This is a genomic window from Halomonas sp. JB37 (assembly GCF_002332255.1).
Classification (GTDB): Bacteria; Pseudomonadota; Gammaproteobacteria; order Pseudomonadales; family Halomonadaceae; genus Vreelandella; species Vreelandella casei.
The window spans coordinates 1736304-1755449 of record NZ_NRGW01000001.1 but is presented as its reverse complement, the minus strand read 5'-3'; the positions used below and the strand labels follow the sequence as shown (position 1 = coordinate 1755449).

Below are 19146 nucleotides of genomic sequence, written 5' to 3'. Positions count from 1 at the left end.
GCATTGGGCTCAATAATAATAAAATTTATCAAACAACCAATGTGTGACCTTTAATAGATTATGTTCTACATTTCCTAGGAGGCGAATATACCGTCACTTCCACTTTGCACATACCCATGCAATCAAACAATAATCAGGATAACGCTATGAAACTTGGACGCCGTCAGTTCCTTTCGGCAACGGCCGCCCTAGCGGCCGTTAGTACGTCACCTCAGCTATTTGCTTCTCAAATCTCACTAGGCCCTATCCCCGACCGCTACCCCATTGATGCTTGGAAAGTCGAAGATCCACGCTTCAGTGACTACATGATTTTCAATAGCCCATTGGAGCGACATTGGAGCGGTGGGCTATGGACAGAAGGACCTGCTTGGAACGCAGTAGGACGTTACGTCGTTTTCAGCGACATACCTCGTGCTAAGCAAATGCGCTGGGATGAATCGACGGGGCAAGTCAGCGTCCTTCGAGATAATGTTGGTTACTCTAACGGTAATACCTTCGATCACCAGGGTCGATTGATTTCTTGTGAGCACTCCCCCGCCCGCGTCTTGCGCTATGAATGGGACGGCAGTACAACCGTTCTCGCTGAACGCTATCAAGGCAAGCCACTTAATGCACCTAATGACTTGGTGGCTCTCCCTTCGGGTGGTGTGATCTTCACTGATCCGGGATATGGCGCCCACTTCGATTACGAGGGCAAGAAGCGCGATCTGGAACTTGAGACAGCCATCTATTATGTTGATGACAGCCTTGATGAACCAATAATGCTGACCGATGATATCCGTAAACCAAACGGTATTGTACTGACACCCGATGGCAACGGATTCTACGCCAGCGACAGTGCCTCCACCCATTTTGAAGAACCTGCTCAGATCATTCGCTGGTCGCTTGGCGCAGATGGGCGAAGCGTCAGCGATCGACAGGTTATCGTGACCAGTGAAGATACAATCTTTGATGGCATGACCTGCGACATGGATGGCAATATCTGGTCGAGTGCTAACGGTGGTGAAGGGATCGATGGTGTAGTGGTTTTTTCACCGCAAGGCGATCTGCTAGGGCGTATCTTGCTACCCGAAGTCTGTTCTAACGTGTGTTTCGCTGGCAAGGATCGCAACCGACTGTTTATGACGGCCAGCCAGTCCGTGTACACCATTTATACGGCAACTCGTGGGGCATAACAGGGCCATACGGCCAATTGATACCGAGAGCTTTCAGTGGTGGGGTAGCATGCCCACCACTATACTCATTAAAAATGAACATATTTGCCACCTTGCACTTTACGCCATCCACCGTTAGCTTTTGTCATGCTAACCCCTGAAACGTTTCCAAGGAGCTAGGAATGACGATTTTTGAAGCCCTGCGCAAGGATCATGATATTCAACGCGACCTGCTCGCACAGTTAGTTGAGACCCACGGCGACAGTGAAGAGCGTGATAGTCTTTATCAGCAGGTGCGGGCTGAACTCCACTACCATGCGGCGGCGGAAGAGCGATCGCTTTATATCCCCATGATGGCCATTGATTTAACCCAAGAAAAAGCGCGCCACAGCGTAGCTGAGCACCATGAAATTGACGAGCTATTAGAGCTGCTCGATGAGACTGAATATAGCGCGACTCACTGGCTGACCCATGCTAAACAGCTGCAGCATTTAGTGACCCACCACCTGGATGAAGAAGAGCAAGAAGTTTTCCAGCTGGCTGGGCGTGGGCTTGAAGACAAACAAAAAACCTCTCTCGCCAGCGAGTATCAGCAAGAGATGAAGCGCCAGCGCTCAGCCTAATCTGACATTTCTTCTGCCAAAAGCGCTCATGCTTAGCATGGGCGCTTTTTCATTGTTTCATGATTAAACTGGGCTTTTTCACGCGAACGACCTATGGGTTTGTCACTCCCGCTCAACGTGCTAAACCTAGGCTCACGGTTATGCTGACATCAACACGGATAAAGGAACCAGCAATGCTAGGCCACTGGCTAGATTGGTCGCTTGACGGGCAGCTCCCCGCCTCTCGCAGCGGCGCTTTTAAAAGCGGAACGTATTCTTTGCATGCGCCTGGCATTATGGAGCTCACCCCTCATCAGCCAAGCGCTGATGCCCACGCTTGTATCTTTTCAGCAGCGATCCACGGCAACGAAACGGCGCCGGTTGAGCTGATCGGTGAGTGGCTAAGCGCTTTGGAAGCAGGCACCGTTACTCTTGGCGCGCCCATGTTAGTCATTCTAGGCAATTTGCCTGCGCTTAAGGCTCAGCGGCGCTTTCTCAGCACTAATTTAAACCGCCTGTTCAATCGCGAGCTAACGGCTGAAGGCCCAGAGCCTGATCGTGCCCGTGAACTAATGGCCGCGGTCGATCATTTTTACGCCCGACATGCCCACCAACCCAAGCTACATTACGACCTTCATACCGCCATACGAGGCAGCCGCTACCCACGCTTTGTCGTGCAACCCTTTGCGCAATCAGCGACCGACCCTGCGCAGTGGAGCTGGTTCGCCGCGGCGGACATGCAGGCAGTGCTGCATCAACATCAGCACAGCTGGACATTCTCCCACTACAGCAAGCATTATCACGCAGCCCAGGCGTTTACTATTGAGCTGGGGCGTGTCGCACCTTTTGGCCAAAATGACATGGCATCGCTGGCACCCATGCGTGCGCTGCTGACATCACTAAGTGAAGGTCATCAGCCAGCAGGTAAGCCAGCATCACAGATGGTGTTTTTTCAAGTGCACCACGAACTCATGCGCCACTCTGACGATTTCCAACTGTGCTTTGCCGACGACACGCTCAATTTCAGCCGCTTCGAGCCCGGCACGCTTTTGTCGCAAGACGGCACTGCGGGTGATATTCGAGTAGGTGATACGCCTCTTTGCGTGGTATTTCCTAACGCCAACGTTGAAGTGGGCGCTCGGGCAGCACTATTAGTAGTGCCTATTTCAGCGCAATCTTAAATCAGTACAACACTAAGAGCATCACGAAAGAGTCGAGAAAAAATGCGCTTTTAAACCGTATAAAAGTAAGCGATGTTGACAATAATAATGGCGAGATGATCACAGGCCCTTAAGCACCACGACGAACGTCGAATGCTTAATCTCATAATTAGGGCGCGCGCAGTGTGCCCGGCCTGATAGAATCGCCCCTTTTTTCGCGCCAGCCGCACCAAACAACCTACTGTTGCTGCGGCAACTCTGTACTGGAGCCAATCTTATGGCCGCTACGCCTACTCCCCTTGAAGTGCGTAATATTAAAAAGCGCTTTGGCGATACGGAAGTCCTGAAAGGCCTTTCATTGCAAGCCCAAAAGGGCGATGTCATCACGCTGATTGGCGCCTCTGGGTCAGGTAAAAGTACCTTTTTACGCTGCATGAACCTGCTTGAGCAGCCCGACGATGGCGAACTCATTGTTCACGGCGAGCCAATCCGCTTTAAGACCACTAAACACGGCCGCGAACCGGAAGATTGGAAGCAGGTGGTGCAAATGCGCGCCAAGCTTTCGATGGTGTTCCAAAGCTTTAATCTGTGGGCACACATGACGCTGCTGGAAAATATTATAGAAGCGCCGATCAATGTGCTGAAAAAACCCAAAAAAGAAGCCTTAGAACATGCCCACGCCTTGCTTGATCGCGTGGGTTTAACGGCTCGTGCCAATGCCTACCCCGCCCAAATGTCAGGTGGGCAGCAGCAGCGTGGCGCGATTGCCCGCGCCCTGGCGATGGACCCAGAGGTCATGCTGTTTGACGAGCCCACCTCTGCACTTGACCCTGAGCTTGTCGGCGACGTACTCAAAGTCATGCACGGTTTGGCTGATGAAGGCCGAACGATGGTCGTGGTCACGCACGAGATGAGCTTTGCTCGCGATGTATCCAGTCAGGTTATTTATCTTCATCAGGGCTTAGTGGAAGAAGCGGGGCCGCCTGATCAGGTGCTTGGTAATCCGCAGTCTCCGCGTCTGAAGCAATTTTTAGCACCCAAATACTGATCTGCGAGGCTTACCATGCTTGATTTACAAGGTTATGGTCCCCGGCTGATCGAAGGGGCTGGCGTCACTATTCAGTTGGCGGTGCTTTCGTTACTTTTGGCGATTATTTTGGGGCTGCTAACCGCCACCGCAAAGATGTCGCGTAATTGGTTTTTAAGGCGAACCGCTACTGTTTACACCACGTTAATTCGTGGCGTGCCTGATCTCGTGCTGATGATGCTGCTCTTTTTTGGCGGCCAAATTGGCGTGAACGCTATTAGCGACATGCTTTATTACAACTACGAGATCGATCTTTATATTAACTTCAATGCCTTCGCCGCCGGTGTGCTGACCATTGGCTTCATCTTTGGCGCCTACATGGGCGAGACCTTTCGCGGTGCCTTTATGGCGGTCGACAACGGTCAGATTGAGGCGGGTAAAGCCTACGGTATGAGTAGCGGCTTGGTATTTAGACGCATTCGTTTCCCACAAATGATGCGCCATGCGCTGCCAGGGCTATCGAATAACTGGATGGTATTGCTGAAAACCACCGCGCTGGTGTCCGTTATTGGCCTGACCGATATGGTTCGCGTCGCCGCCGAAGCCTCCCGCGCCACTCACGAACCGTTCACCTTTTTAATTCCCGTCGCCGTGGTTTATCTGCTAATTGCCAGCGTATCCGAATGGATTTTTGCGCGCTTGCAGAAACGCTATGACATCGGCTTTGGAGGTCAGTGAGATGCTTGATATTTCCACTTGGTTTAATGACGCGCTCGCTGGCAACACCATTTTTACCGCCGATACGCTTGGGTACTACGCCCAAGGGTTTGTCACCACCACACAACTGGTCTTTTTATCGCTGATTGCGGGGCTCATTATTGCCGTGCCGCTTGCGATTATGCGCAGCTCAAAGCATAAATGGATTAGTTTGCCGATTTACCTGTTTACCTATGTATTTCGCGGCACGCCGCTGCTGATTCAGCTTTACATCATCTATTACGGCGTGGTGTTTATCGACGGCATCCAAGAGTCTTTTTTATGGCCCATACTGCGCGGCGCTTTTTATCCTGCGCTGATTGCCTTCACGCTTAACACTGCCGCCTATACCACCGAGATTTTTCGCGGTGCGATCAAAGCGACTTCGCAAGGTGAGATCGAAGCTGCCCGTGCCTACGGCATGTCACGAGGCCTAATGATGCGGCGGATTATTTTACCCAGCGCTTTTCGTCGTGCCCTGCCCGCCTACGGCAACGAAGTAATCTTTATGCTGCATGCAAGCGCGATTGCCAGCGTAGTCACACTGATGGATTTAACCGGTGCCGCACGCTTTGTATATGCACGTTTTTACGCCCCGTTCGATGCGTTTCTGTTTGTCGCGGCTATCTACCTGTGCTTAACGTTCGCAATTTTGTACTTTTTCCGTTTCTTGGAAAAACGCCTATTGGCGCACTTACAGCCACAAACGCCGTAATCAATCAATGCTAGCCCCTGGACCTAATAAGTTTGTGGCAGTAGCAAACCTAAATTACCACCGTCAAACAAGCGTTGGTTTATAGCAGTAATTGCCTCTTTTCGTCTGCCACCAGCTGGGGTACGTTAAGGGGGATGATAATTAGTAAACCTGTTCTCTACGGAGTAGAAAAATGAAAAAACTAGTAACGGTTTCTCTTCTGGGCGTAGCCATCGCCGCAGCCTCCTCCGCTCAAGCGCGTGATTACGACAACGTTCGTATTGGCGTAGATGTTCCCTATGAGCCGATGGAATTTCGTACCGCTGAAGGCGAGCTTACCGGCTTCGATATCGACCTTGGCAACGAGCTGTGCGATCGCATGGGCGTTACCTGTGAATGGGTCGAGCAAGAGTGGGATGGCATTGTTCCCGGCCTGATGTCACGCAACTACGACGCCATCATGTCGTCGATGACCATCAACGATGAGCGTCGTGAGCAGGTGCTGTTTTCTGACCCCTACATCACTATGCCGTCAGCCTGGTTTGCCGCCAGCGACCTGGACATCAGTGAAGCAAATGAAGAAACGCTGGCAGGCATGACTATCGGCGTTCAGCGCGGCACCTTGCAAGATAACTACGTCACAGACAACTTTAGCAGCGTCGCCGAAATCAGCCGCTACTCTACGGCTGACGACATGGTGCTGGACATGGAAGCCGAGCGTCTAGACATCGTTTTCCTCGACTTCCCGATTGGCCAAACAACGCTGCTTGAAAGCGACGACGCTGACTATGTAGTGATCGGTGAGCGCATTAGCGAACCCAAGGAATACTTCGGCGATGGCTTTGGTATCGCCTTCCGTCAGCGCGATGAAGCGCTAGCCGAGAAATTCAACGAAGCGCTGGCTGAAGTACAAGAAGACGGCACCTACGACGAAATCTTTACTCGCTACTTCGGCGAAGAGTAATCGTAGCACTCAATGGGCGGTCTCCCGCTTATCGAGTAATAAGTGCTATCGTCACCCCGGCCTATGCCGGGGTGACGCGTTTTAAAGCAGCACAATGCAGGCACGTTTTCGCTCAGATACCGCCCATTCTCACTCCTTTCAAACGCAGCAAATTCAGTGAACTAGGTAGAACAGCCTGAGTCTGTGTATCATTGCCGTTGATCAACACGGAGGTTTTATGGCTCTTTCACCGGGTACTCACCCAGACACTTACTCGCGCCCGTCATCCCATTGGACTGGCTGGGGGCAATGGTTAGCACTGTTCACAATGACCGTCGATCATCTCACGCGCTATGTATTGCCGGGCGATTGGGATTTAGGTTGGGCAGGTTCATCCATTGGCCGCATTGCTTTCCCACTTTTCGCTGCAATGGTGGCCTGGCACGGGCTGTTTAATACGCGTAACCCGCTGCGCTATTCACGCCGCATTTTAGTGATTGGCCTGGTTGCTCAGTTGCCCTATATGGTCATGCCCCGTGCATCCGACGCGTTTATCTTAAACGTCTGCTTTACCCTGGCCAGTGGCCTAGTGCTGGGTACGTTAGTCCGCCAAGGCTGGCAGCACTATCAGCAGCAAACGCTAGGGTTACCTTGGCTGTTAGCCGGTTCAGCGGTCGGTGTGACGGTTTGGTATTTACTCGGGTTTTGGGTGGAATACGGTCATAACGGGCTGCTGCTGATTCCGCTATTAATGTTTGCGATGCACGCATTACATCAAGCAGGCAACCATTTCCAAGCGCGCCTATGGGCGGGGCTAGCGGCCTTTCCAGTGCTCTGGATCGCAGGGCAAATGAATGCTTCGGATATGGCCAAATCATTCACCGTTGGCACCTGCGTCATCGTGCTGATTTTAGCAGCCGGTGCGGCCCGCTATATTCCCACCGTCATCGTGGAGATGCCGCGCCGTTTATGGCTAGCCTGGTATCCCGGCCACTTCGCATTAATTGCGCTGTGGGTACTACTGAGTGGCCAGTTGAGCTAAATGCGTCAGTGATCAGCAGCGCTCAATCATTAGTGCTTAATCAGTAGTGCTCAATCGCCAGCACTAAAAAGCCGCCTGTTGCTAGCAGGCGGCTTTTTGCAATTACAGTTTGCTATCAGAGCTTGTCAGTAAAGCTAAGCGCTGGCGACGGCGCCTCCGGCATCAAAGCGCTACATGTGCGCACTTTTTCAAGCAGTTCGGCGTGGTTGGCCGCTAGGATATTGACGTGGGCAAGCTTACGACCGGCGCGCTCAGCTTTGTCATAGCGGTGCAGATGCGTGTTAGCAAGCGCCAGCATGGCCGCGTTATCGCCTTCGCGGCCAATGACGTTAATCATGCAGGTGGGCGCAATCGCTTGCGTATCGCCTAGCGGCAGCCCCTGTATCGCACGCAGATGGTTTTCAAACTGGCTGGTGACGGCCCCATCCATGGTCCAATGGCCAGAATTATGCACGCGAGGCGCCATTTCATTGGCTAGCAGGCTGCCGTCACGGGTTTGAAACAACTCCAGCGCCAGTACACCCACATAATCCAGCTCATCTAACAGCGCACGAATATAGCTATCGGCGGTTTGCTGAACGCTGGCATCCAAGTCAGGCAGCGGCGCGACCGAGTAGCGCAAAATGCCGTCGACGTGCTGGTTTTCCGCCATGGGATAGAACACCACCTCGCCATCGCGACCCCGTACAGCAATCATTGACACTTCGCGCACGAAATCAACGAAGGCCTCAACCACCAGCTGCGAGTGGCCGATAGCCGCCCATGCGTCCTGCGCCTGCTCAGGATGCTTCAGCACCGCCTGGCCTTTGCCGTCGTAGCCCTCAGTGACTGATTTGGCCACCACGGGGCAGCCAAGCTCACGAGCGGCAGCTTCAAGCTGCTCGGCACTCTCAACGACCCGGTAGGCGGGCGTGGGGATGCCCAAGCGATCAAACAGCGTCTTTTCTTCGACACGGTTCTGGCACACTTCAATTGCCCGGCTGCTGGGATATACCGGCTTGTGCTGTTCAATGTCGCGCACCAATTGAACGGGCAAGTGTTCAAACTCGTAGGTCACCACATCGACGTTAGCCAGGAACTCGGCCAAGCGCTGGTTATCGGGGTCGATGATCACCTCACCGATGCCTGCACTGGGGTTGCCCGTGGTATCCAGGAAGGTGAAGCGATTGCCCAGCGGATATCCTGCCAGCGCTAACATACGGCCAAGCTGACCGGCGCCTAAAATGCCAATACGTTGGGTCATGCCTGAATGCTTGGTAATACCAGACGTCATAACCGAGCTTCCTTATTCAACGTCCGGCTCGGGGCGCGGATCTGGGTTGTCGAGTACTTTCTGAGTCTGCTCAGCGCGAAAGGCTTCTACCGCACTGCGCACCGCAGCATCTTGCAGGCCGACGATTTGTGCCGCCAGTAGCCCGGCGTTGGTCGCCCCCGCTTTACCAATTGCGAGTGTTCCTACCGCAATACCACCTGGCATCTGCGCAATCGAAAGCAGTGAATCCAAGCCCTTCAAGGCTTTGGACTCTACCGGCACGCCCAGCACGGGCAGCGGCGTTTGTGAAGCAACCATACCTGGCAAGTGGGCCGCGCCACCCGCGCCAGCCACAATCACCTGTAGGCCGCGCTCAGCCGCGCTCTTGGCATAGTCGAACAGCAGGTCAGGCGTGCGATGAGCCGATACCACGCGCGTTTCATACGCCACGCCCAACTGTTCCAGCATCGCCACTGCGTGCTCCATGACGGGCCAGTCAGACTTAGACCCCATGATCACGCCCACCTTGGGTGTGCTGTTCGACGACATGCAAAACTCCTCGGCCCAACGGCCTATAAAAGCAAAACTAAATTGAAAAATGGCGCGCACCAAGCTTGGCGCACTGAAAAATAGGAAGGCGGATAGTTTACCAGAGCTAGCCCGTTTGCGGGCTTTGCCTGCATCGTGAAATTTTCATCAAAAAAGGCATTGAAAAGCGCACCGGTTGGCGGCATTGTGTGTTTGTCATTTCAGACTAATGGAGCCACATGAGCACGGCACGCGCAACTGCCACAGCGGAACAGGTTGATCCCCCGCGAAGCAGCCCTGACCTCGATGTCAGGGAACTAGAAAAACGTACGCGCTTAATGCGTATTATCACGCGTCTGATCGCAGTATCAGACCTAGGAAGTCGAGACATTGCCCGTCGGGCAGGACTTCCCGTTCAAAAAATTAGCGACTTGCTCGCCGGAAGGCTTGAGCATCTGTGCGTGGATGAACTCCTCGCCCTGCGTCGCACCTTAGAGCTGGAGGCGCCTTAGCAGTATTCTTCTGCTTTCTCATCGCGCTTTCTTCCACAGGCCGCCTCCCGGCGGTCTGATCAAATATTTATCCTCTCGCATTTAAAAACCAACTCAATAGCTGCACCGATTCGCATACCTGCCATGATTCTTTCTACTTTATACCCATAAAAAAGCGCAAGGCTTTGATATTCAGCCTTGCGCTTTACCGCTTCATGACAACGCGATTATTACGTCGATTTACTCTTGGTCGGTTACCGCACCGGTGCTGGCCGAGCTAACCAAACGCGCATATTTCGCCAGCACGCCACGGGTATAGCGGGGTTCAGGCTGCTGCCACGCCGTGCGACGGCGAGCTAGCTCTTCGTCTGACAAATCAACCTCAATCGTGTCCGCCTCGGCATCAATGGTGATGGTGTCGCCATTTTCCACCAGCGCCAGCGGGCCACCGTCGAACGCTTCCGGCGACACATGCCCAACCACAAAGCCGTGGCTGCCACCCGAGAAACGTCCGTCGGTAATTAGCGCAACGTCGTTACCCAGTCCGCGGCCCATAATGGCCGATGTAGGTGTGAGCATTTCGCGCATACCCGGGCCACCTCTCGGGCCTTCGTAGCGAATAACCACAACGTCGCCAGCCACGACGGTGCCGTCATTAATGCGTGCCTGAGCTTCTTCCTCAGAGCCAAATACCCGCGCGGAGCCAGAAAAGCGCGTACCTTCCTTACCAGTGATTTTCGCAACGGCCCCTTCTGGCGCCAAGTTGCCGTAAAGCATACGCAAATGGCTTTCTGCTTTAACCGGCTTATCAAGCGACGCGATGATCGGCGGCTCAGCGGGGTAAGGCGCAACATTTGCCAAGTTCTCTGCCAGAGTTTTGCCGGTGACGGTCATGCAGTTACCGTGCAGCAAGCCTGCGTCCAGCAATACTTTCATCATTGGCTGAATGCCACCAATCGCCACCAGCTCGCTCATCATGTAATGGCCGCTAGGGCGCAGATCAGCCAGTACCGGCACGCGCTTACCAATCTCGGTAAAGTCAGAAAGCGTCAGCTCAACACCAATGGTGCGCGCCATACCAATCAAGTGCAGCACCGCATTGGTAGAACCACCCAACGCGATAGTGACCGTAATGGCGTTCTCGAACGCCTCGCGAGTCATGATATCGGAAGGCTTAATATCGGCTTCTAGCAGCGCCAGCACCGCTTCACCCGCCGCTTTACAGTCATCACGCTTCTCTTGAGAGATAGCGTTCTGCGCTGAGCTGCCCGGCAGGCTCATGCCTAGTGCTTCAATCGCGGAGGCCATGGTGTTAGCGGTGTACATACCGCCACAGGAGCCGGGGCCAGGAATAGCGGTTTCTTCGATATTCTTTAATTCGATCAGATCGATATCGCCACGGGAGTGCGCACCCATAGCCTCGAACACTGAGACGATATCGGTGTGGCCTTTGCCCGGCATGATGGTGCCGCCGTAAACAAATACGCTGGGGCGATTCAAACGCGCCAAGCCCATCATGCAGCCCGGCATGTTTTTATCGCAGCCGCCAATTGCCACCAGGCCATCAAAGCCTTCACAGCCAGCCACCGTTTCGATGGAATCCGCAATGACTTCACGGGATACCAGCGAGTACTTCATACCTTCGGTGCCATTCGCAATGCCATCAGAGATAGTGATGGTATTGAAAATCACGCCTTTACCACCGCCGGCATCAGCGCCATCACGGGCGAAATCGGCCAACTCACCAATATGGCTGTTACACGGGGTCACCATGCTCCAGGTGGAGGCAATACCTACTTGGGGTTTCTTAAAATCATCATCATTAAAGCCCACCGCCCGCAGCATGGCGCGGCTAGCAGCTTTACCTGGACCATCGACCACTAGAGAAGAGTGGCGACGGGAATGTTGGGATGACTCAGTCATTATTGATCTCTCTTAGCTTTGCTCACGGTATCCGTATAGCTTGGCGATATATTTCGTATCCCGCAAGATGATTAACATATGGCACCATAGCGCTATGCCCATCGCCACTGCCGTCAAGGAATCATTCATTAAGGACTATCGTGCATGCCTGTAAACCCTCTGCTCTCACAAACGCCGTTAGCGCCAGGCTTTATGGTGGTGCATGCCAATCGTCTTGAAGACCTGCGTGGCTTGGCGGTGGAGTGGATGCGCAGGCACCCGTTAGCGCCGTTGGAAAATGAAACCATCTTGGTACAGAGCAACGGTATCGGGCAATGGCTAAAACTGGCGCTCGCTGAAGACCCCGCGCAAGGTGGCGCAGGTATTGCCGCCGCGCTTAATGTCACCCTGCCCGCGCGTTTTTTATGGCAAGCCTACCGCACGGTGCTGACGCATCTAACCGAAGACGAACAGGCCGTTCCCGAAACATCGCCGTTTGATAAGTCGCGCTTGATTTGGCGCTTACTGCGCCTGCTACCCAGCCTTGCCGAGCAAGAAACCTTTGCGCCGCTGGCACGTTTTTTAGAGGTCGATCGCGACCAGCGCAAGCACTACCAGCTGGCCGAGCGGCTGGCCGATCTATTTGATCAGTATCAGGTCTACCGCGCAGATTGGCTGGACGCCTGGGCGAAGGGCAACGATGTATTGATTACCGCCCGCGGTGAGGCGCGCCCGCTGGAAGCGCATCAGCAGTGGCAGCCGGCACTATGGCGAGCGCTACGCGACGATGTGGCCCACACACAAGGTGCTGCGGGCCTTAACAGCAGCCGCGCCCAGGTTCACAGCCGGTTTTTAATCGCCGCTGAGCAGCTAGAAGGCCAGCCATGCCCGCCCGGCCTCCCCCGGCGGCTGATCATTTTTGGCATTTCATCGCTGCCACAACAGACCCTGGAAGCCTTGGCGGCACTGTCACGCTGCTGCCAAATTGTGCTCTGCGTTCACAACCCCTGCCAGTACTACTGGGCGGATATCATCGAACACAAAGACCTGCTGCGCGCCAGCCGCTATCGCCAGCAGCGTAAGGCGGGCATGCCCGACGCGCTGGACGTACTGGGTACCGGTGATGGCATTGATGCCCTGCATCTGCACGCCCAACCGCTGCTGGCCGCCTGGGGCAAACAGGGCCGCGACTACTTACGCCTGCTTGATGAGCACGACGATTCAGGCAACTACCAAACGCTGTTCGAGCAGCAGGCGCTACGAATCGATATGTTTGAGCCGTTTAGCGGCGAAGAACGCAACTGCCTGCTCAGCCAACTGCAGGACGACATCCGCGAGCTGCGCCCCGTCGCCGAAACCCAAACCCACTGGCCCGCATTAGATGCGGCCAGCGACGATTCCATCGTGTTTCATATTGCCCACGGCCCCCAGCGCGAAGTGGAAATTCTCCACGACCAGCTGCTTGCCGCATTCAGCGCCGATCCGGATCTGCGCCCACGCGACATCATCGTGATGGTGCCGGATATCGACCGCTACGCGCCGCACATTGCAGCCGTGTTTGGCCAGCTGCAAAGCGACGACCCGCGCTATATTCCCTACACGCTGTCGGATCAGGCCAGCCGCCATCGGCTGCCACTGATGATAGCGCTGGAAAAACTGCTGCGCCTGCCCGAGCTGCGCCTCTCGGTAAGCGATCTTTTAGACCTTTTAGAAGTCCCTGCGCTGCGCGCCCGCTTTGGTATCGATGAACACGATCTACCCACACTTAGCCGCTGGATTGAAGGCGCGGGCATTCGCTGGGGGCTCAATGCCGAGCAGCGCACTCGGCTGGATTTACCTGAAGGGCTGACCCAGAACACCTGGGCATTTGGCCTGCGCCGCCTGCTGCTGGGCTACGCCATTGGTGACGCCGACGCCTGGCAAGGCATTGAGCCGTTTGACGACATTGGCGGGCTAGAAGCGTCGCTAGCGGGCCCGCTGGCCACGCTGCTAGAGCGCCTGGAAAACACCTGGGAAACGTTCTGCCAGCCCACCGATACCGCCACCTGGGTGGCGCGGCTGCGCGAGCTGCTGGAAACTTACTTTGTGACCGACGACGCTCAAGAAAGCGTGATGCTCACCAAGCTGGAAACCGCGCTTCAGCAGCTGTTAGACAGTACCGACGAGGCCCAGCTTTTTGACCCCCTGCCGCTTTCCATGGTGCGCGAACACTGGCTGGGGCAAATCGACGAACATAGCCTGTCTCAGCGCTTTTTAGCCGGGGCGGTCAACTTCGCAACGCTAATGCCGATGCGCGCGATACCGTTCAAGCACGTCTGCTTACTGGGCATGAACGACGGCGAATACCCGCGTTCGCAGCCACCGCTGGATTTTGACCTGATGGGCAGCGACTACCGCCCCGGCGACCGCTCACGCCGGGAAGACGATCGCTACCTGTTTTTGGAAGCGCTGCTCTCTGCCCGCCAGCAGCTCTACATTAGCTGGGTAGGCCGCAGCCTGATCGATAACAACCCGATGCCACCCTCGGTGCTGGTCGGCCAACTGCGCGACCACCTTGCAGCAGGCTGGCACACGCAAAAAGGCACACCGCTGCTCGATGCCTTAACCACCGAGCACCCGCTTCAGCCATTTAGCCGTCGCTATTTCACCGCACAAACTGACGACTCCCCTGCCCAGGCGCGGCTATTTACCTATGTACATGAATGGCGCGAAGTACATGAAGGGCGCGCTCCGCATACGCAGACTAGCGACAGCGACTCTCGCCCGCAAAACCCAGCGCCGCTATCTGAGTGGGGCCTTGAACAGCAAAGCACGCTAACCCTTGGCCAACTAGGCAGCTTTCTACGTGAACCGGCGAAAGCTTTTTTCAATACCCGCCTAGGTGTTTACTTCGAACAGGAAGAGCTCGCCCAGCTCGATGTGGAACCCTTCACCCTAGACGGGCTACAAAACTGGCAGCTACAGGACCAGCTAATCGCCGCCCAGCGCCATGCAGTCGACAACGGCCTGCCGCGCATCGAAGCACTGCACGCAACGCTTGAACGCTTTAAAGGCCAAGGCGTACTGGCGGTGGGTGCGTTTGGTGAACGCATGCGCGAAGCGCTGGCGGAGCCAATGGAGGCACTGTTTGGCGCCTACGAAGAAGCCCTACAAGAGTGGCCCCACATAGTGACGGCGCCCCAGGCCGTGCAGGTTGTTGAAGAACGAGTTGTTGAAGAACAAGCAGTTGAAGAACAAGTTATTGAAAGCGTTGAAGGCAAGGTAACGCTGGAAGACTGGCTAGGCGAGTTACGAGAAGATAGCGAAGGCAACCGCTGCCGCCTGTTACTGCTCAGCAGCAGCCTGGTCAGCCAAGGGCGCGGGCGTGCTCAGTACCGCTGGCAGCACCTGCTACGGCCCTGGGTCGCCCACCTAGCGGGTAATGCCGAGCGCCCGATGACCACACAGCTACTCTCAAAAGCCGGCCATGTGCGGCTGGAGCCTTTAGAGGCCGAGAATGCCCGCTACCAACTACACAACATGCTCAACGCCTGGCGCGATGGCATGCAGGCTCCGCTACCGCTCGCCCCGCAGGCCGCGTTTGCCTGGCTAGCCAAACAGGGCACGCCAGAATCTGACCCCGCAAGCGACGCCTACGCCGCCGCTGAAACGGCCTATGAAGGCGGACGTTTTCAGGCCGGCGAAGTTGCCCAAAGCGCCTACCTCGCCCACCAATGGCCAAGCTTCGAAAGACTGTTTAACGAGAACAATAGCGGCCACTGCTTCGCGACACTGACTGAGATGCTTTATGCGCCACTGCATCGATCCATTAAAGGAGGTGCCGCATGAGCCAACTGCCGTCAACCAACAGCGTTACACCGCTTAACCCGCTTACGCTCCCGCTTCACGGCAGCCGGCTGATAGAAGCCAGCGCAGGCACCGGCAAAACGTTCACCATCGCGCTGCTTTACGTGCGGCTGGTGCTCGGCGGCCACAGCGTTGACGACGACACCGCCTTTATCCGCCCGCTCACCCCGCCGGAAATCCTGGTAGTCACCTTCACCAACGCTGCCACCCAAGAGCTACGCGAACGTATCCGCAACCGGCTGGTAGAAGCGGCGGAAGTGTTTCGCGATGATGGGCAGGCAAGCGATGAGCTTCTGCTAGAACTCCGCGACCAATACGACCCCGCCAGTTGGCCCGCCTGTTCGCGGCGCCTGGCGCTGGCCGCCGAATGGATGGACGAAGCCGCGGTTTCCACCATCCACAGCTGGTGCTACCGCATGCTGCGCGAGCATGCCTTCGACAGCGGCAGCCTATTCTCGCTCAATTTAGAGAACGACCAGCGCGAGCTGGAACAAGAAGTGGTGCGCGACTACTGGCGCAGCTTCTACTACCCGCTGGACAGCGACGCACTGGGCATTGTCACCCGCTACTGGAAATCGCCCGACGATCTGCATGCTCTACTGCAGCGGCTATTGCCTGAAAGCGAAGCGCTGGGCGGCGCAAAGCCACAGCCCCGCGAAACGCTGGCCGCCACCCAAGCCGAACGCACCGCCCAGCTCAACGAACTCAAAGCCCCCTGGCCTGCTTGGCTGGATGAACTGGTGCCCGCTCTGGAAGACGCCGCCACGCGCAAAGCGTTCAAGGGCCAAAGCTTCAACGCCAAAAGCCGCACCAACTGGCTAGGCGCACTGCGCGAGTGGAGCGAAAGCGACCTGGACCGCCCTGCGCTTACCGACGCCGCCTGGAAACGCATGACGCCCGACGGCATGGCCGATATCTGGAAAGAGGGCGCACCGCCTTGCCCCCAGGTGTGGGACGCGCTGGCGCTGCTACCGCAAGCGTTAGATGCCCTTCCCGAGCCACGTAACGACCTGCTGATTCACGCCGTGCAGTGGTGCCGCGCCCGCCTGGAGCGCGAACAGGAACGCCGCGCCGAAATGGGCCCCAACGACCTGCTTACCCATTTAGACCGCGCCCTGCAAGGCCCCAACAAAGAAGCGTTAGCCGCCCAGATCAAGCGCCAGTTCCCCGTCGCGTTGATCGACGAGTTCCAAGACACCGACCCAATTCAGTACCGCATCTTCAACGCCGTATATGACGTCGCAACGCCCCGCCGTGACAGCGCCATTCTGCTGATTGGCGACCCCAAGCAGGCCATCTACGCCTTTCGCGGCGCGGATATCTTCACCTACCTGCAGGCCCGCCACGACACCGATGGCCGCCACGTCACGCTGGGCACCAACTTTCGCTCCAGCCTGGCCATGGTCGCTGCGGTCAATCACTGCTTTAGTTACGCTGATCAACATCACGCCGGGGCCTTTTTATTCCGCGCTGATGGTGGCAACAACCCGCTGCCGTTTAACCCCGTCAACGCCAAAGGTACCAAGGACACGCTGGTGCTCAACGGCCAGCCGCTACCCGCGATGACCCTGTGGCCCCTTGAAAGCGACGAGCCGCTCTCCAAAACCGCCTATCAAACCGAGATGGCCGAGCGCTGCGCCTCGCACATGGCCGCGCTACTGGAAGCAGGCCGCCAACAGCAGGCGGGCTTTGCGAAAGCGATCGACAACAGTGCGACGGGCGATAGCAGTGTGAGAAGCGGAGAGCAATCACTCACTCCGCTGGCCCCCTCGGACATGGCCGTGCTGGTCAACGGCCTGCAGGAAGCGCGGGCGATTCGTTTGGCCATGGCCAGCCGGGGCATCAAGAGTGTTTACCTTTCCGATCACGACAAGGTGTTTAGCTCCCCCATCGCCCCGCAGCTAGCCATTTGGCTACGCGCCTGCGCCGAGCCCCAGGCCAACTCCCGCCAAGCGGAGGCCAAACTGCGCGCCGCCCTGGCAACGCCGGTGATCGGGCTCAGCCTTGAAGCACTCGACCATCTCAACCAGAGCGAACTGGCCTGGGAAGCAAAGGTTGAGCAGTTCAGCGGCTACCACCACCTGTGGCAGCGCCAGGGCGTGCTGCCGCTGGTACGCCGCTTGATGGTGGATTTTGATATCGCTGCACGGCTGTTGAGCGAGTTTGCCGAGGGTGAGCGTTTGCTAACCGACCTGCTCCACCTGGGCGAAATGCTGCAGCACGCCAGCCAGGAGCTGGATGGCGAACACGCGCTGATTCGTTTTCTCGCCGAGGCGATTGCCGACCCGGATAGCCACGGCGACAGCCACAAGCTGCGCCTGGAGAGCGACGCCGATCTGGTCAAGGTCGTGACCATTCACAAATCCAAGGGGCTTGAGTATCCGCTGGTGTTTCTGCCGTTCATTTCTAATCACCGCCCGGTCAGCGACAGCGACCTGCCACTGCGCTGGCACGACAGCGAAGGCAGGCTGCAACTCAGCCTAAGCGCCGATGAAGAGACGCTTGCCACCGCCGACCGCGAACGCCTCGGCGAAGACCTGCGCAAGCTCTACGTCGCGTTCACCCGCGCCCGTCACGCCACCTGGATGGGGCTGGCGCCGCTTAAAGGCAGTGAGAACAGCGCCATCGGCCATCTCATCAACGGCGGTAAAGCCATTGCCCCCAGCGCGTTTACTCAAGCGCTAGGTGAACTGGTGGCAGGCAGCAATATCGAACTGAGCGCCGCGCCGGAGCCCACTGCATTACGCTTTACCCCCGCGCCGGAACAGCAAGCGCTGGGCCACGCCCGCACCCCGCTGCGCCCCGCACGGGAACAGTGGTGGATCGCCAGCTACTCGGCGCTGCGCACCTCGGGGGCCATAACACCATTGATGCCGACGCCCGAACCCACCACGCCCCAGGAAGCCACCACCCTGGAAGTGCTGGATGAACCTCACGACAACGCCATCAACACCGAAGCATTCCACCTGCACCGCTTTCCCCGAGGCCCCGGCCCCGGCACCTTTCTGCACGGGCTTTTAGAGTGGGCGGGTCAGCTAGGCTTTAACAAAGCGTTAGAAGACCCCGCCGCGCGGGAAGATATGCTGCGGCGGCGCGTTCAGCTACGTGGCTGGCAGGCATGGCACGACACCCTGGCGGGCTGGTTTGAAGAACTGCTCAATGTCCCTCTTCCCCTGCCTTCATCAAAGCAAGGCGAAGGCGACCAAGTAGCGCTAAGCGAACTAGGCAGCTATCAGGTAGAGCTGGAGTTCTGGTTTGCCGCCCATCAGGTGGGAACGCGCAAATTGGATGAACTGGTAAGCAATCATTTACTGCCTGGGGTGTCGCGCCCCGCGTTGGATGCCGACACCCTCAACGGCATGCTCAAAGGCTTTATCGACCTCGCGTTTGAACATGAAGGCCGCTTCTACGTGCTCGACTGGAAGTCCAACTACCTGGGCAGCGACGACAGCGCCTACACCTTTGATGCCCTGCGCAGCGCCATGATCGAAAAGCGCTACGACCTGCAAGCGGCGCTGTACCTGCTCGCGCTGCATCGGCTACTCAAAGCGCGCCTGCCCGACTACGACCCGCACCAACACTTAGGCGGCTCGATGACGGTATTTCTGCGCGGCAGCCGCACCACTCGCGGGGTACACGCCGTGCCCGCCCCGGTCGCGCTGATTGAAGCGCTGGATGCCCTCTTTGCAGGCACAGCGGCAGATGCAGCCCACAAAGAGGTGGAGGTATGAGCAAGCGAGACACGCCTT

Annotated in this window: 14 protein-coding genes; 11 read left to right on the top strand and 3 right to left on the bottom strand. The window is 56.6% G+C overall.

What is annotated here, in order from left to right; all coding sequences use genetic code 11:
* The first annotated feature begins 146 nt into the window (after positions 1–146).
* From CIK78_RS08095 to CIK78_RS08060, 8 genes are all read left to right on the top strand, one after another.
* A complete protein-coding gene (locus CIK78_RS08095) occupies positions 147–1175 on the top strand; it encodes an SMP-30/gluconolactonase/LRE family protein (protein WP_096278921.1) in 1029 nt (342 codons plus the stop codon).
* Positions 1176–1336: 161 nt separating this feature from the next.
* A complete protein-coding gene (locus CIK78_RS08090; RefSeq protein ID WP_096278919.1) occupies positions 1337–1777 on the top strand; it encodes a hemerythrin domain-containing protein in 441 nt (146 codons plus the stop codon).
* 173 nt (positions 1778–1950) lie between these two features.
* The gene (locus CIK78_RS08085) at positions 1951–2937 is read left to right on the top strand and encodes a succinylglutamate desuccinylase (RefSeq protein ID WP_096278917.1); all 987 of its coding nucleotides are present in this window, start codon (positions 1951–1953) and stop codon (positions 2935–2937) included.
* Between the two features lie 256 nt (positions 2938–3193).
* Positions 3194–3964 (top strand): ATP-binding cassette domain-containing protein, encoded by a 771-nt coding sequence (locus CIK78_RS08080; RefSeq protein WP_096278915.1) that lies wholly within the window; start codon positions 3194–3196, stop codon positions 3962–3964.
* Between the two features lie 15 nt (positions 3965–3979).
* A complete protein-coding gene (locus CIK78_RS08075) occupies positions 3980–4681 on the top strand; it encodes an ABC transporter permease (protein ID WP_096278913.1) in 702 nt (233 codons plus the stop codon).
* A 1-nt stretch (position 4682) separates the two neighbouring features.
* Complete coding sequence (locus CIK78_RS08070; RefSeq protein ID WP_096278911.1) at positions 4683–5414, top strand: ABC transporter permease; 732 nt, start codon at positions 4683–4685, stop codon at positions 5412–5414.
* Positions 5415–5586: 172 nt separating this feature from the next.
* Positions 5587–6357, top strand: coding sequence for a transporter substrate-binding domain-containing protein (locus CIK78_RS08065; protein ID WP_096278909.1), 771 nt, complete (start codon positions 5587–5589; stop codon positions 6355–6357).
* Positions 6358–6574: 217 nt separating this feature from the next.
* On the top strand, positions 6575–7378 hold the full coding sequence (locus tag CIK78_RS08060; RefSeq protein WP_096278907.1) for a TraX family protein: 804 nt from the start codon (positions 6575–6577) through the stop codon (positions 7376–7378).
* A gap of 115 nt (positions 7379–7493) precedes the next feature.
* Here the strand turns inward: CIK78_RS08060 and CIK78_RS08055 are convergent, their stop codons facing one another.
* Positions 7494–8651: a 5-(carboxyamino)imidazole ribonucleotide synthase gene (locus CIK78_RS08055; RefSeq protein WP_096278905.1), complete on the bottom strand. Its 1158-nt coding sequence runs from the start codon at positions 8649–8651 to the stop codon at positions 7494–7496.
* A gap of 12 nt (positions 8652–8663) precedes the next feature.
* A complete protein-coding gene (gene purE / locus CIK78_RS08050) occupies positions 8664–9179 on the bottom strand; it encodes a 5-(carboxyamino)imidazole ribonucleotide mutase (protein ID WP_096278903.1) in 516 nt (171 codons plus the stop codon).
* A 218-nt stretch (positions 9180–9397) separates the two neighbouring features.
* On the opposite strand from purE, the gene CIK78_RS08045 reads away from it, so the two are divergent.
* Positions 9398–9670, top strand: a complete 273-nt coding sequence (locus CIK78_RS08045; protein ID WP_096278901.1) for an XRE family transcriptional regulator — start codon at positions 9398–9400, stop codon at positions 9668–9670.
* Between the two features lie 219 nt (positions 9671–9889).
* Here the strand turns inward: CIK78_RS08045 and ilvD are convergent, their stop codons facing one another.
* The gene (gene ilvD / locus CIK78_RS08040) at positions 9890–11572 is read right to left on the bottom strand and encodes a dihydroxy-acid dehydratase (protein WP_096278899.1); all 1683 of its coding nucleotides are present in this window, start codon (positions 11570–11572) and stop codon (positions 9890–9892) included.
* Between the two features lie 144 nt (positions 11573–11716).
* Here ilvD and recC point away from each other — a divergent pair, with 144 nt between their 5' ends.
* Together recC and recB are read left to right on the top strand one after the other, a co-directional pair.
* Positions 11717–15379, top strand: a complete 3663-nt coding sequence (recC, locus tag CIK78_RS08035; protein ID WP_096278897.1) for an exodeoxyribonuclease V subunit gamma — start codon at positions 11717–11719, stop codon at positions 15377–15379.
* On the top strand, positions 15376–19128 hold the full coding sequence (gene recB / locus CIK78_RS08030; RefSeq protein WP_096278895.1) for an exodeoxyribonuclease V subunit beta: 3753 nt from the start codon (positions 15376–15378) through the stop codon (positions 19126–19128). Before recC ends, recB begins: the two co-directional genes overlap by 4 nt.
* The last annotated feature ends 18 nt before the right edge of the window (positions 19129–19146 follow it).